This window comes from Kitasatospora sp. MY 5-36 (genome assembly GCF_001182915.1).
Lineage (GTDB): Bacteria > Actinomycetota > Actinomycetes > Streptomycetales > Streptomycetaceae > Kitasatospora.
The window spans coordinates 1-14,544 of sequence record NZ_LFVW01000272.1; the positions used below are offsets into that span (position 1 = coordinate 1).

Here is a 14,544-nt window from a genome sequence, read left to right on the forward strand (position 1 = left end):
CGCGGGTGATCGGCACCGCCGGCCCGGCCGGGCACGCGTACGTCCGGGCGTTGGGAGCCGAACCCGTCGCCTACGGCCCGACCCTCGTGCCGGCGGTCCGCGCGCTGGCGCCCGGCGGCGTCGACCGCGCACTCGACGTCGCCGGCAGCGGAGCACTGCCCGACCTCATCGACCTCACCGGCGGCCCCGAGCGCGTCGTCACCCTCTCCGACGTCGCCGGCGCCCGTGAGCACCGGGTGGCGTTCAGCCGCGGCGACGACGGCCGGGCCCTCTACGTCCTCGCCGACCTCGGCGAGCTCATCGCCACCGGACGCCTCGCGCTCCCCCGGGTGCACACCTTCCCGCTCGACCAGGTCGCACGGGCGCACCACTTCGGCGAGAGCGGCGGGGCGACCGGCAAGATCGTCCTGGTCAACGCCTGACAGGGGTCGCACGCCGGGTCCCCGCAGAGGACGACCTGATCCCGCGGGGCCCCGGCCCGCGCCCTCGGCAGTCCGAATCATCCGAACTGTCCGGGACGTCCGGTCCCGCCTCATGGGATACGACACCGCAGGTGGGGGCGGTGATCAAGTCCGTCGGAGCCCTCGTCATAATTGCTCTGCCTGCGATCCACGCGGCCTGACCCACCCGACCGGGCCCGTGCCCACCAGGTCAGACTCCTGTCCCTTCTCGGAGGACCGCACCGTGCGCCCCAACCGAACCAAGGGCCTGCTCGCCGCAGGCCTCGTCACCGTGCTCGGTGGCATTCCCACCGCCGCCACCACGGCTTCCGCCGCCACCACCGGCTCCGCCGACGACGCGCCCGGGGTGCTGCGGGTCGACGCCTGGGACCCGGCGTGCTCGGACTCCGGGACGGGGACGGCGGCGAAGCCGTTCTGCTCCGTCAACGCGGCCGCCGCGGCGGCGCTGCCGGGGCAGACCGTCGAGGTGGCCCGGGGCACGTTCGGCTCCGGCACCGCGGTCACGAAGTCGGGTGAGCCCGGCCGGCCCATCACCATCCGGGGCGCGGCCGGCGGCACCGCGGTGGGCGGCGACGTGCGGCTGTCCGGTGTGCACGACGTCGTGGTGGAGTCGATGCACGCCCGGGAGGTCCTGGTCACCGGTTCCAGCCGGGTCACGGTGGTCCGCACCGAGGCCTCCGGGATCAAGACCGTCGACAGCCCCGGGACGACCCTCACCAACAACACGGTGGCCGACGGCTGCACGGCCGGCATCGAGCTGGCCGGCGACTCCTCCGGGTCGAACCTCTTCAACAACGTGGTGCGCAACCACTTCTCGCCCTCCGCGCCGTACTCCTGCCCGAACCCCGAGGGTGCGGAGATCGTGGTCTCCGCCGCCTCGGCGAAGGACACCCGGGCCGGCTCGAACACCGTCGCGCCGTACTGGACGAACTCCGGCAACGGCACGCCGTACGTCTGGGCCGGCACCCGGCACCAGACGCCCGAGTCGCTCGCCGCCGCGACCGACGGCCGGGCCGGCAAGCACGACTACGTGGTGCCGCGCTGGCAGTCCGGCAGCGCGCTGAACAGCGAGGTCGTCGACTCCGCCGACGAGACCGCGCCGGGCTTCGTGCCGGCCGCGCACCCGGCCGACGACCCGTCGCGGCCGAACCTCGGCACCGGCCTGGGCTACCACGACCGCGGCGCGACCGAGCGCCAGGAGCCCATAACCTCGGCCCAGTTGACGGCCGACCAGCAGCGGGCCCCGTACGGCACCGAGATCACGCTGACGGCGACCACGGGCCCGGAGAAGGCCCACTGGCCGACCTCCGTGATGACCTACCGCTACGACTTCGGCGACGGCACCCCGGCGGTCACCTCGAACTCCCCGGTGGTCAAGCACACTTACACCAAGCCGGGCACCTTCTCCGCGAACGTCACCGTGGACACCGGCGGCGGCCAGCCGTTCACCGGCGGGTACGGCGTACAGGTGCAGGTCACGGCCCCCGGGCCGCTGACCGCCGGCGCCACCGTCCAGCAGGTCGTCCCGGACCGGTTCGACACGGCCGACGCCCCGCCGCTGGGCGTGCGGGTCGACCCGTCGGGGACGTCCTCGCCGTGGCACGTCTCCAAGGTCGTGGTGGACTACGGCGACGGGACCCCCGCCGTCACCCGGAACACCCTGGACGCGGTCGTCCACGGGTACGCCTCGCCGGGCGACTACACGGTCACGGTGACGGTCACCGACACCGCCGGCCGCACCAGCACCGCCGCGTACCCCTTCCGGGCCGCGTACGCCCCGACCGGGTTCCTGCGCGCGGAGGCGTACCGGCTCGTCGACACCCGCCAGGACCCGAACCTGGACCTCCGGGGCGGTGCCGAGGTGCCCTTCACGGTCCCGACCGGCAGCGCGCCCGGGGCGAACGGCGTGCCGGGGAACGTCACCACGGTCGTCCTGAACGTGACCGTCACGGACGCCACCGAGGACACCCACCTCACCGTCTGGCCGACCGGCCAGGCCCGCCCGATCACCTCGAACGTCAACGTGGCGGCCGGCCGCACCTCGTCCAACCTGGTCACCGTGCCGATCGGCGACGCCAAGCGGATCAGCACCCTGCTCAACTCCGGCCGCGCCGAGGTGATCGTCGACGTCGTCGGCTTCTACCGCCCCAACGGCGGCGACCTGTTCACCCCGCTGGCGCCGAGCCGGCTGGTGGACACCCGGGAGAGCAGCAAGCTCGGGTCCGGCGAGACGCGTGCGGTGAAGGTCGCGGGCGTCGGCGGCGTCCCGGCGGACGCCACGTCCGTGGTGCTCAACCTGACCAGCACCGACACCGCCACCGACACCCACCTCAAGGTGTACGCGGGCGGCGGGACCAAGCCGGTCAGCTCCAACCTGAACCCGGAGCCCGGCAAGGACAAGGCCAACCAGGTCATCGTCCCGGTCGGCCCGGACGGCACCGTCAACGTGTACAACCACAACGGTTCCACCCACGTGATCCTCGACGTCTTCGGGTACTACTCCCCGAACGGCAAGGCCACGTACACGCCGACCGTGCCCGTCCGCCTGACCGACACCCGTACCGGCCCGTTCGCCAAGCCGGGCCCGGACAGCACCACCGTCGTCGGCGGCATCCCGGCCGGTGCCCGGGCGGCCGTCCTCAACGTGACGTCCACCAACACCACCGAGGACAGCTACCTCACCGTGCACGCCCACGGCGCCCCGCGCCCCGGCACCAGCAACCTCAACCTGCTGGCCGGCCAGACCGTGCCCAACCACGTCACCACGCCGGTCGGCGCGGACGGCAAGGTCGACATCTACAACCACGTCGGCAGCACCGACATCATCGCCGACCTGTTCGGCTACTTCACGGACGCCTGGCCGCAGTCCTGACGCCGTGCTCCTCCGGCCGTCGTCCGGCCGCCGGTGACCGCACCTGGTCACCGGCGGCCGGGCCCTCGCGGAACCGGCGGCAGTCGCCACGAGAGCCCGGCGGGGGAGGGGCTGCTACAGGTCCGCGAGCCAGGGGTGCCCGGGGTGTACGCGGGCGAGCAGGCCGGTCAGGGTCTCGCGCTGAGCCGGGGTCAGGTGCGGGACGGTCGCGTCGAAGTCCGACTGGTCCTTGTCCCGGACGTGCTTGGCCTTGAACAGCAGGACCAGTTCGGGGGCCAGATACGGGATGCCGTCCCGGGTGTGGTGGATGATCTCGCGGTAGGGGAGCCGGATCGTCTCGTCGCGCCGGCAGATCCAGGTGTCGCCGTCGTGCGGTTCGCGGAACACGTCGAGCAGGTAGTCGCCGGTGGCCGGATCGCGGAGCCAGGTCTGGTGGACGGCGGCCAGTACCTCCGGCGCGGCGTCCGCCCAGATCCGGCCGCTGCCCGCCGCGTCGAAGGCGTACCCGGGAAAGCGGTCGCGGACCTCGGGGAAGCCCGCGGCCGGAATCCCGATCTCGATGTCGCCGTGAGCGCGCGTCCGCCTGCCGCGGAACAGGTCCAGCGCCCAGCCCGCGGCCACGTACCAGGGCGTGCCGATCCCGGCCAACCGCTGCGCGACCTCACCCGGAGTCCAGCAGGACGACCACCTGGCGGGGAGGGCCTCGATCTCGTCGGGGGACAGTTCGACGCCGCCGTCGGGTAGTTGCTCGTTCATCGCTGGAACCTATCAGCGGAGGGCCCGCCGTGGCCGTGGGCGGCGTACGTCCCGCGACCGCTCTGCCACGGCCCCCGCACGGCCCGTCAGCTCACGGGCCGCCGCGCCCAGAACAGGACGTGGCCGCTGTCGCCCTCGGGGACGAACTCCTCGTGCGCCACCTCCAGGCCGGCGCGCAGCAGCCAGGACCGGTTGGTCGCCGCGTCCGCGTGACTCCACCACATCGCGGCCCCGCCGCCGAGCCAGTTCTCGTCGGTGCCGGTCCAGGCCTGGTGCCCGGTGGTGACGAGGAGCCAGCCTCCCGGCCGCAGCCACGAGGCGATCCGCCCCAGCAGGGCCGGCTGCTCCCCGACCGGAATGTGGATCAGCGCGTACAGGCAGACCACGGCGTCGAAGGTCCCCGGCGGGAACGCCAGGGTCGTGGCGTCCGCCCGGATGAACTCGGCCTCCGGCACCAGCTCCCGTGCCCGCCGGATCTGGACGTCGCTGATGTCGACGCCCGTGACACGGCGCCCTGTTGCGGCGAGGGAGCGGGCCACGGGGACTCCGGTCCCGCACCCCACGTCCAGGACCGTGCCCGCGTCCGGGAGCCGCCCGAGCAACTCCTCGATCCACGATCCGTACTTCGTCTCGCTGTTGAACGCGCGTTCGTAATGCGCGGACAGCAGGTCGTATCCACGCCGGACCAGGTCCTTCGGGTCTTCGTCATCCACAACGGCGCACCGTAGCGGTCCCTGACCGGCGGAGCGACAGCATTTCGGCTGCCGCCGGCCTCGACGGGTGCCCTCCTCCCGGCAGCGTTCTGGAGGCTGACTGTGCGTGCCGGTGGTGTTACGCTCCCAGTAAGAGAGAGTTGACTCTCACTTGTCGGCCGGAAGGGCACTCGTCCGCCCTGGTCCGGACGGGCAAGGAGAGCACGGCTCCGTCAAGCGTTCACTGCTCTTGTGGCCCTTCGGCCGGCGAGGAGAGACCATGACCGCCCCCGCACCGCAGTTACCCTTCGAGCGCCCCAACGCCCTGGACCTGGCGCCGCTGCTCGCGCGCCTGCGCGAGGAAGGCCCGATCGCCAGGGTGACGACACCCGCCGGCGACCCGGCCTGGCTGGTGACCCGCTACGAGGAAGCCCGGGAGATCCTGAGCGACACCCGGTTCTCCCGGCTGCGCCCCGACACCGAGGGCGCCCCGAGGATCTCGTCCTCGGCGCTGCACACGCGCCCCGCCCCCTCGCCGGAGGAGGAGGACCGGGAGCACACGCGGATGCGCCGGATGCTGGCGCCCGCGTTCAGCGCGCCGCGGATGCGGCGGCTGGGCGAGCGGATCGGGGAACTCGCCGCGTCCTGCCTGGACGCGATGGACGAGGAGCGTTCGGGGGATCCGCGACGCGCCGTCAACCTGCACGACCACCTGTCGTTCCCGCTGCCGGTGATGGTGATCTGCGAGCTGCTGGGCGTGCCGGTCGAGGACCGTGGCCTGCTGCGCGGCTGGTCCGAGCGGATCGCCGCGCTGTACGGCGGGGCCGACGGGGCCGCCGCCATGGCCGAGTTCGAGGCGTACGTGTCCGCCATCGCCGAGGAGAAGCGCAAGCGGCCGGGCCAGGACGTGATCAGCGACATCCTGGCCGTACAGGCGCAGGACCCCTCGTTCACCGAGGAGGAGATGGCCCGCCTGGCGGTGGGGCTGCTGTTCGCGGGCCACGAGACGACCTCGGCCCGGATCGACCTGGGGGTCCTGTTCCTGCTGAGCGACACCGGCCGGCGGGACCGCTTCGCCGCCGACCCCGAGGGGTCGGCCCGCGCCACCGTGGAGGAGGTCCTGCGGATGGCCGCGCCCGGTGCCCTGGGCCTGACCCGCTACGCCCGCGAGGACGTCACCCTCGCGGGGACGGCGATCGCGAAGGGCGAGGCGGTGCTGGTGGCGATCAACGCCGCGAACCGGGACGGCCGGGCGTTCGAGGAGCCGGACGCCTTCGACCCGTCGCGTTCCCCTAACGCGCACCTCGCCTTCGGGCACGGCGGCCACTACTGCATCGGCAACGCGCTGGCCCGCACCGAGATGCAGATCGCGCTGACCGCGCTGTTCCGGCGCTTCCCCGGCCTGCGGCTGGCGGTGGACGCGCACAACCTGCGCGACCACTCCGAACGGCTGGCGGGCGGCCTCGGCGAGGTCCCGGTCCTGTGGTGACCGGGGAGCGGCAGCGCGAGCGGCCCGCCGCGCGGGTGGTGGCGGACACCTCGCGGTGCGTGTCGTCGGGGCAGTGCGCGGTGACCGCGCCGTCGGTGTTCGACCAGGACGAGGCCGGGCAGGTCGTCGTGCTCGCCGCCGAGCCCGTCGGACGGGCGGCGGAAGAGGCCCGGGAGGCGGCAGCCAGGTGCCCGGCCTCGGCGCTCCGGCTGGATCCGGCGCGCTGACGGCCGGTGGTGTCGGCGGCCCGGCGGGGCCGCCGACACCAGGCGGGGCGTCAGGGCGTGCGGGAGTGCAGCGCGGGGGCGGGGCAGGGCAGTGGGCGGGCCCCGGCGGGGGAGAGGCCGTCGAGGACCAGGGCCAGGTACCGGCGCCAGCCGTCCTCGCGGGGGTCCATCGTCCACAGCACCGAGACCAGCATGACGACGATGCGGTGCAGGTCGTCGGGCACGAGGTCGGCGCGGATCACGCCCGCGCTCTGACCGCGCGCCAGGAGGGCGTCGAGAGCGGCGAAGAACTCCTCGCCGGTCGCCGGGGTCAGGACGCCGGCGGCGCGGGCGGCGGCCAGGACGTTGTAGTCGCCGGCCACCGACTCCAGGGCCGCCGCCAGCACCCGGGCCAGCCCGGACGCGGGGTCGGGGTCGTCGGCGGCGGACTGGATGACGGGCCGGACGCGCTCGCCGAAGCCCTGGTCCAGTACGGCCCGCAGGAGCGCGGCCTTGTCGGGGAAGCGGCGGAACAGCGTGGCGGCCCCGACGCCGGCCCGGCGCGCCACGTCGTCGAGGTGGGCGTCGGGGCCCTGTTCGGTGAAGACCTCCCGGGCGGCCCGGATGATCTTTTCCGCGTTGCGGGCGGCGTCGGCGCGCAGCAGCCGGGGGGCGTCGGGGATCATCCCGGCAGCCTATCCAAGAGTGGGTGGACCGCCGCCGGCCGTCCGGGGCGCGTGCCCTGGCCGGGTGTCAGACCGTCCAGGCTCAGCTGCCGGGGTTAGCGGCCAGGCTCAGCGGCCGGGGGCCTCGGCGATCCGGGCGACGTGGGCCAGGACGGCACCGGCGCCGTCCTCGCCCGCCATGAGCCCGGCGACGGCGGCCGCACGGCGGCGGACCGGCTCGGCCAGAGCGGCCGTGATCGAGGCGGCGAGGCGCTCGGCGGTGAGGTCGGCGAACGGCACGGGCTGCGGGGCCACTCCCAGCCGGTGCAGCCGGGCCGCCCAGAACGGCTGGTCGGCCATCACGGGCACCGGTACGGCGGGGACCCCGGCGCGCAGCGCGGCGCCCGTGGTGCCCGCCCCGGCGTGGTGGACGACGGCGGCCGTGCGGGGGAACAGCCAGTCGTGGGGCACGTCGCCGACGCAGAACACGCCGTCACCCGCCGCCTCCAGCCCGGCCCAGCCCGCCTGGACCACCGCGCGCACCCCCGCCTGCCGTACCGCGGCCGTCACCAGCTCGCCGAGCCGCTCGCCCTCCCCGGGGGCCATGCTGCCGAAGCCGATGAACACCGGGGCCGGACCGGCCTGGAGGAAGTCGACCAGGTCGCCCGGAGGCTGCCAGCCCAGCGGCCGGGCGGGCCACCAGAAGCCCGCCACGTCGACCGGGGCCGGCCAGTCCGCCGGGCGCGGCAGCAGCACGGGGCTGTAACCGTGGACGACCGGACGGGTGTGCCCGAGCGGTTCCGGCGACGTCGTGCCGGGAAGGCCGAGGCGCTCGCGCATCCGGTCCACGGCACTCGAGAACATTCGGTCCGCGCCCCGGAGCCGCTCCTGGCCGGCGGCGAGATTGCCCTCCGGTCCCAGGTCCGCGCCGCCGGCGGGGCCGGGCAGCGGGAACTCCGTGGTGGCGAAGGCGGGCGTGAGGTACGTGCCGAGGACGGGCACACCGTACGCGTCCCCCGCCGTCAGGCTGAGCGGCGACGGGGCGAAGGCGGTGAGCAGCAGGTCGGCCCCGCCCGCGACGGCGTCCGCCACGCCGTCGGCGAGCCCGTCCACGAACGCGGTCATCAGCGCGCGGATCTCCTCCGGGGAGGTCGCGCGGGCCCTGGCCCGGATGAGCTCCTCCGGATCCCCCGGCAGCGGCCGGTGCTCCAGGCCGCAGGACTCGAGCAGCGCCGCGAAGGTCGGATGGGCGACCACGGCCACCCGGTGCCCGGCGTCCACCAGACGCTGGCCCAGGCCCGTGAACGGCGCGACGTCCCCGCGGGAGCCGGTGGTGACGATCAGAATACGCATGGGGCAATTCTCCACGCCGGGCCCGGTGTTGATCCAGGCTTGGCCCCGGAGGGGGATCCTCCGTCCACGTGGGGCCGGTTCGTCCGAGCCCGGCCCAAGAGGGCGTATCAGGAGAGAGCCATGCCCACCGCACCGATCACCCCCGGCGACTTCCCCACCAGCCCGCTCGCGCTGCGCTTCGCCGACCCGGCCCGGCAGGCCACGGCCCGCGCCTTCGCCTCCGAGCAGGCGGCCGCCGCCGCCGAAGCGGCCGACCTGCTGGCCCAGTTGTGGGACACCGCCCCGGGCCTGCCGGCCCGGGCGGCCGCGCTGGCCACCGTCCACGAGCGGCTGGTCGACTGGCGCTACCGTCTCGCCGTCGCGATGGGCCCGCCTCCCGGCCCGGCCGGCGCCTTCTTCCACCCGGAGCGCTTCCGGACCCCGATCCGGGAGGGCGACACCAACTACGACCGGCTCGGCGAGGTCGGCCGTCTGCGCGAGGGCGCGGAGTGGGACCAGGCCACGCGCGCCTACACCGGGGGCCTGGCGACCCCGGCCTCGGAAGCGATGCTTCGCTACGGCCGTCTCGCCGAGCGGCGCTTCGCCGCCGAGGGCGTCGAGGGCGACACCCTCCAGAACTGGGTGCTCCTGCCGGACGGGCGGCGGATCGCCGGCAACCGCCTCCTGCGGGGCGAGGCCGCGCACCGCGCCGACGCCGAACTCGTCGCCCGCTACGCGGCCCGGGGCCTGGACGCCTCCCGGATCGAGACCGGCGGCAGGCCGGTCTACTCGGCCACTCCCACACCGCGGGACAGCGCCGTCCTGCACTCCGCCGCCCTCGACCTCCTCGCCCGCCCCCACCTCACCGTCGAGGACTACCTGTCGGCCCGCTACCTGCTCTTCCAGGCCCCACAGAACAAGAAGGGGAGCGACGCCGTGACCAGGACGTTCATCGTCACGGTCGGCGCCGTCGCCCTTCCCGGCGCCGCGCCCGTCCTGCCCGAGGACGTCGACCTGCGCTGCTACGTGCTCGGCCAGAGCCTTTGCCATCCGTAGCCGGGCAGAGCCCTCTCCGGCCCTTGGTCCGCGTCACGGCCGCCAGCGCCCGCCGGAGAGCTCGGCGAGCGCCTCGGTGAGGTCGGGAGGCAGGGTCCGGACCACGTTCATCGGTTGCACCAGGTACCACCCGTCCCGCCCCCGCCAGCGGGCCGGGGGCAGGGGCGCTCCCGTCCGCGGCCGGACGTGGATGCCGTGGACGGGGGTGTCACGGCCGCGGAGGTGCACCCGGCGGACGGCGACTTCGTCCACGTCGCGCCACTCGTAGCGGCAGCGGTGCCGGCCCGTCCGGGCGGCGATGAAGGTGTCGGTGATGTGCAGTTCGATGTGCCGTCGGCGCAGGAGGCTGATCAGCATCACCAGCAGGCCGAGGGCGGGCACGCCGACGATCGGCTTCCAGGAGTCGAGTCGGTCCCAGGTGCCGCTCACCGTGATCCGGACCAGGTGCAGGCCCAGGAGGGCGCCGAGCGGGCCCCAGTGCGCGAGCATGACGGCGCGGACGCGGCCGGTGAGCAGGTACGAGTCCGGGTCGCGCCGTACGGTGAGGCCGCGCCAGGTCGAGGCCGGGGGCAGGGTCAGGTCGGCGAGGGGACCGGTCGCGACCGTCGTCGCTCCGTCCGGCGTCGCCCGGGGCGCGGGGACCCCCGCAGTCCCCGAGCCTCCCTGGCCTCCCGAGCGGGGCCCGGCCTTGGCGGCCAGGTGCTGCTGGAGCCGCAGGTTGCGGAAGCGGTACGTCCCGGCGGTGCGCTGGAGCAGGCCGGCCCGGTGGGCGTCCCGCAGGAAGGTCATCAGCGGCCAGGGCAGCCGGCCGACGAGGGCCAGCGAGCACCGGGCCAGCAGCCACCGGCTCCACGGGCTGAGCAGCAGGAACGTCGCGCCGGCCCCGCACCAGGTCGCCAGCGGATAGGACCAGTCCACCTGGCTGTACCGGTAGAGATGGGCCCGCGACCAGTCCATCAGCCCGATCCCGGCGGCGAGCAGTGGTGCGAGGACGAGCAGCGTCACCAGGACCGAGGTCCGCTCCGAGCGCAGCAGCGCGTCGGGGGTCGCGGCGTCCACGGTGTCCGAGGGGGCCGCCAACGCGACCATCAGATAGGCGGACAGCAGCACCGCCGCCACCAGTGCGAGACCCTCCGCCGCCGGTGCCAGGAGCTGGAGCACGACCAGGGCGAGGATCACCGGCGGCCCGCCGATCACCACCGTGAGCCGCCAGGCCCGGCCCAGCCTCCCGTTGCGGCCGGCCGAGCGCAGGGCCCCGGCGAAGCGCAGCGGGTTGACCCGCCGTCGGGGCGTCGAGGTCTCGTCCCCGAACCAGCCCTGCCCGGCCGTGCGGACCAGGCCCGCGAGGGCGACGCCGAGGCCCACGGCGGTGCCGAAGCCGAAGGGGTGGCCGGAGCCCCCGACGGCCCCGAGCCCCAGGTCGATCAGCACCGACAGGGCGATCCCCACCACGATCAGCGCGGGCGCCGCCAGTGCCCGCGGCAGTGGCGCGCCGAACAGCCGCCACCAGGCCAGCTCGGCGGTCTCCTGGCGGTTCATCAGCCGGGCCAGGAAGGACAGCCAGGCCCGGGCCCGGTCCGGTTCCCACCGCCGGGGCGGGTGCAGGCGGTCGGGCGCCGGCGGCAGCGGCGGGAACGAGGCGGGCACGATCCGGTCGAGCAGGTGCTGCTCCACCTGCCAGGCGGTCGCGAAGCGCCCGCGGTCCAGCAGCTCGCCCGGGTCCGCCGGGGCCCGCTCGTACCCGCGCCGCAGCAGCCAGACCATCAGCGGCGTCGACAGTGCCCGGCTCACCGGGCTGCCGGGCGCCGCGCGGAGTTCGGCGAGCAGCGGCGCCCACTGCGCGGCGCGCGAGGGCTGCCGGGCCCGGTGCAGGTAGGAGGCGACGTCGCCGGGGGCCAGCGGCAGCGCCTCGATCGCCGAGTCCACCCGGAGCACGTCCCGCTGGGTGGCCACCAGTTCGCGGTAGGGCTCGGTCCGGCAGATCAGCACCACCCCGCCCTCCTGGCCCAGTTGGCGCCCGAGGGCGCCGAGCACAGCGGTCCGTCGGTGCTCGGGCAGTTCGTCGAGGCTGTCCAGGACGGGCAGCAGGCGGCGCTCGCTCACCAGTCGGCGGGCGGGGTGGAGCCCGTCCACCCGGGGCAGACCGGGGTGCTCCTCGGTGATCCGGCCGGCCAGCCAGTCGTGGAAGTTGACCCGCTCGGCGTCCCAGGACTCCAGCGAGAGCATGACGGGCACCGGGACGTCCTCGCCGCGGGTGAGCCGGCGGGCGAGCAGCTCCAGGGTGAGCAGCACGGCGAGGGTCGTCTTGCCCGCGCCGGCCCCGCCGAGGATCAGCAGGCGGCGGTGGTCGAGTCCCAGCAGGGCCTCCGCCATCGTGCCGACCCGGTCGCCGCGCCCGCCGAGTTCGGCCCCCGGCGCGAGCGCGGTGCGGCTGTGCACCCAGCGGACGGCCAGCGGCTCGGGGTCGGCCATGTCCCAGGCGTCGGCCTCGGCCCGCCACTGGAACAGCAGGCTGCGGGCGAGTCGCTCCTCGGCGAGGCCGAGCGGTGTCTCCGCCGCCACGGCCCGGGGCGGCACGGTGAGGTGCAGCTCCCCGTTGAGCACACCGATCTGCACCAGGTAGTGGACCGTACTGTCGGTGACGACGTTCCGGATGTTCGTGGGCCCGTGGCCGTCTTCGAATTCCACCACTCCCCGGCTCCGCCCCTGTGTCGACCGCTGCCGCGCGAACTCCCTTTCTACCAGGGCCCGTCCACCCTGTTCGACGGACCGTCGGCTCTCCCGCGGTTCCGGTCCGGGCCGGGCGGGCGGGCCCGGCCCGAACCGGTACTCGGCCGGAAGAGCACCAGGCCGACTGGTCTCACCGAGCCCGTGCGCCCGGCACTTCGGCCCACGGGTCTGTCAGAGCCCCCTGAGATGATCACCGGCAGTGTCGACAGAACCGGAGCAGAGCATGGCCGAGCAGGTGGAGCAGGGCGTCGCGCGGGTGGCCGAGAGCATCGCGGCGAACGCACCCGAGGGTTGGACGGAGGCGGTGCTGGCCAGCCGTCAAGGCCTGTTCGGCCTGGGCGTCTCCGGTCGGTACACCATCGCCGGTGAGAAGCCGCGGCCGGTCCACGGGGCCGCGATCTTCCAGGGCCTGGACGACGTGACGGCGGCGGTGGGCGCGGCCCGCGGTTGGGAGCGCACGAATCTGGAGATACGGTGCCGGTCGTCCGGCGAGTTCGCCCTGACGGCGTCCCGGCAGGTCGTCTCCCGCCTGCACGATGCCCGTCCCGGGTTCCTGGCCGTCCTGGACCACGACTGTCGGCTGTCCCAGCCGGGTTTCGCCCAGGAGGAGAGCGGCGCCGCCCCGGCGGGCGATCCGGACCTCGCGGTCACCCGGCTGCGGGCCTATCTGGAGCGGCGTGCCGACATCCTGGGACACGCCGAGAAGCTGCCACCGCCGGTGACCACCACGGCACTCGACGACGCCGAGCGCCGGCTCGGCCGGCCGCTGCCCGCCGACCTGCGAGCGCTCTACCTGATCGCCGACGGCAGTGGGGACGAGGCGCTCGGCCTCTTCGGCAGCCTCGCCTGGATGCCCCTGGCACGCCTGGTCGCCGTCAACGCGAACCTGTGGGAGCCGGTGTGGTCCGGCTGGGAGACCTCCTGGGACTCGGTCGTCCTCGACGCCGAGCCGCTCGACACCGTCCGGCGCTGCCACGAGCACCCGGGCTGGCTGCCGTTCGCGACCGCCGACGACGGCAACTACCTGGCGGTCGACATGTCCCCGGCCCGGGCCGGACGTCCCGGCCAGGTGATCCAGATCGGCCGCGACTACTACGACGGGCCGCTCTACGTCTGCGACTCCGTCACCTCACTCCTCGCCCGCTACCTGGACCTGCTGGAGCGGGACGCCTACGAAGTGGAGGAGGACGAGGTCGACTACATCGAGTTCGTGGAAGGCCCACGTGAATTCGGCTCCAGCCCCGAGCTGGTGGCGGACGGAATTCCTCAGGACGTCCCACCCGGCGTTCAGACCGTCCTGATCCACTGCAACGCCCCCAGTGGGCTCATGGACCTCACCCCGCTCACCGCCGCTCCCCACCTGCGGCGCCTCGAACTCCAACGCCGCCCTGTCGACGACCTGTCCCCTCTTCGGGAGCTGCCCGTCGAGTTCCTGGGCGTCACCCTGCACGGCGGCGACCTCGTGCCGCTCGCGGGCCACCGGCACCTGACCGCCCTCGACCTCGCCACATCCGGGCCCGTCGACATCGCCCCACTGCGCACCGTCCCGAACCTCCGCAGCCTGGACCTCTCCCGGGCGGAGGTCCGGAACCTCACCGCGCTCGCCGAGTGCCCCGACCTGCGCTACCTGGCCCTCACCGCCGGCCAGTGGGCCGTCCTGCTGGACCAGGGCGCACTCCCGGCCACCCTGGCCGCCGCCCGCCTGGCCGGAGCGGAGGTGCCCGATGACGTGGCGCTGGCCTGGGCCGAACGACTCGGCCGGTTCGTCGGGGAGCCGTTCACCGTCACCGGGACCCTCGCTCCTGACAGCGGGTGAGAGCGGCCGCGACCGACGGCCGCCGCAGGCTGCTCCGTCGACGTCCCGCGCCGTCCCACGGTTTACCGTCCCGTACGAGGAGGTACCGTTCGCCTGGCAACGGTCCGCGCGCGGGGCGGGAAAGGGTGCGCCGGCCGGAGGAACCTGAGCGGGACTCTCGTTGAGGGGGCAGCGATGCCGACGACCGCCGGGACGGGCCGGCCGCTCAGCGCCGAACTCGGGCAGCGGGAGCGCGAAGTGCTCCACGCGGTCGGCTGCGGGCTGAGGGACGACGAGATCGCCGCTGCCCTGGCCTCCTCCGAGGATGCCGTGGCCGCGCAGCTCGCGGGGATCCTGGGGAAGCTCGGGCTGCGCGACCGGGCCGCCGCCATCGTCCACGCCTTCGACTGCGGACTCGTCGCCCCGGGCCGCGGCCCCCGCGTGCGGCCGGTGCGCGCGGCGCCGCGGGGCACCGCCAGCCGTACGGTCG

General features: G+C 74.7%; 12 protein-coding genes. 7 read left to right on the top strand and 5 right to left on the bottom strand.

Annotated elements, in window-relative coordinates; translation table 11 throughout:
* Positions 1–422 (top strand): zinc-binding dehydrogenase (locus tag AE652_RS19050; RefSeq protein ID WP_049653072.1); only part of this gene is annotated, 422 nt, incomplete at its 5' end.
* A gap of 262 nt (positions 423–684) precedes the next feature.
* Positions 685–3,333 (top strand): PKD domain-containing protein, encoded by a 2,649-nt coding sequence (locus AE652_RS19055; RefSeq protein WP_049653074.1) that lies wholly within the window; start codon positions 685–687, stop codon positions 3,331–3,333.
* A gap of 114 nt (positions 3,334–3,447) precedes the next feature.
* On the opposite strand, the gene AE652_RS19060 is transcribed toward AE652_RS19055, so the two are convergent.
* A complete protein-coding gene (locus tag AE652_RS19060) occupies positions 3,448–4,089 on the bottom strand; it encodes a hypothetical protein (RefSeq protein WP_049653075.1) in 642 nt (213 codons plus the stop codon).
* 86 nt (positions 4,090–4,175) lie between these two features.
* Positions 4,176–4,802, bottom strand: coding sequence for a bifunctional 2-polyprenyl-6-hydroxyphenol methylase/3-demethylubiquinol 3-O-methyltransferase UbiG (locus tag AE652_RS19065; protein ID WP_049653077.1), 627 nt, complete (start codon positions 4,800–4,802; stop codon positions 4,176–4,178).
* A 259-nt stretch (positions 4,803–5,061) separates the two neighbouring features.
* Here AE652_RS19065 and AE652_RS19070 point away from each other — a divergent pair, with 259 nt between their 5' ends.
* Complete coding sequence (locus AE652_RS19070; RefSeq protein WP_049653079.1) at positions 5,062–6,270, top strand: cytochrome P450; 1,209 nt, start codon at positions 5,062–5,064, stop codon at positions 6,268–6,270.
* Positions 6,267–6,497, top strand: a complete 231-nt coding sequence (locus AE652_RS19075) for a ferredoxin (protein WP_049653097.1) — start codon at positions 6,267–6,269, stop codon at positions 6,495–6,497. The genes AE652_RS19070 and AE652_RS19075 overlap by 4 nt, the downstream gene beginning before the upstream one ends.
* A 50-nt stretch (positions 6,498–6,547) precedes the next feature.
* Here the strand turns inward: AE652_RS19075 and AE652_RS19080 are convergent, their stop codons facing one another.
* Entirely contained in the window at positions 6,548–7,162 is a 615-nt protein-coding gene (locus AE652_RS19080) for a TetR/AcrR family transcriptional regulator (RefSeq protein ID WP_049653081.1), read from the bottom strand.
* A gap of 108 nt (positions 7,163–7,270) precedes the next feature.
* A complete protein-coding gene (locus AE652_RS19085) occupies positions 7,271–8,494 on the bottom strand; it encodes a glycosyltransferase (protein WP_049653084.1) in 1,224 nt (407 codons plus the stop codon).
* A gap of 120 nt (positions 8,495–8,614) precedes the next feature.
* Here AE652_RS19085 and AE652_RS19090 point away from each other — a divergent pair, with 120 nt between their 5' ends.
* The gene (locus AE652_RS19090) at positions 8,615–9,529 is read left to right on the top strand and encodes a hypothetical protein (RefSeq protein ID WP_049653089.1); all 915 of its coding nucleotides are present in this window, start codon (positions 8,615–8,617) and stop codon (positions 9,527–9,529) included.
* Between the two features lie 33 nt (positions 9,530–9,562).
* On the opposite strand, the gene AE652_RS19095 is transcribed toward AE652_RS19090, so the two are convergent.
* Positions 9,563–12,220, bottom strand: a complete 2,658-nt coding sequence (locus AE652_RS19095) for an NACHT domain-containing protein (RefSeq protein WP_049653091.1) — start codon at positions 12,218–12,220, stop codon at positions 9,563–9,565.
* A 238-nt stretch (positions 12,221–12,458) separates the two neighbouring features.
* Between AE652_RS19095 and AE652_RS19100 the strand changes: the two genes are divergently transcribed.
* Positions 12,459–14,075, top strand: coding sequence for an SMI1/KNR4 family protein (locus tag AE652_RS19100; protein WP_234348439.1), 1,617 nt, complete (start codon positions 12,459–12,461; stop codon positions 14,073–14,075).
* A 174-nt stretch (positions 14,076–14,249) separates the two neighbouring features.
* A partial coding sequence (locus AE652_RS19105) for a response regulator transcription factor (RefSeq protein WP_049653095.1) occupies positions 14,250–14,544 on the top strand: 295 nt, incomplete at its 3' end.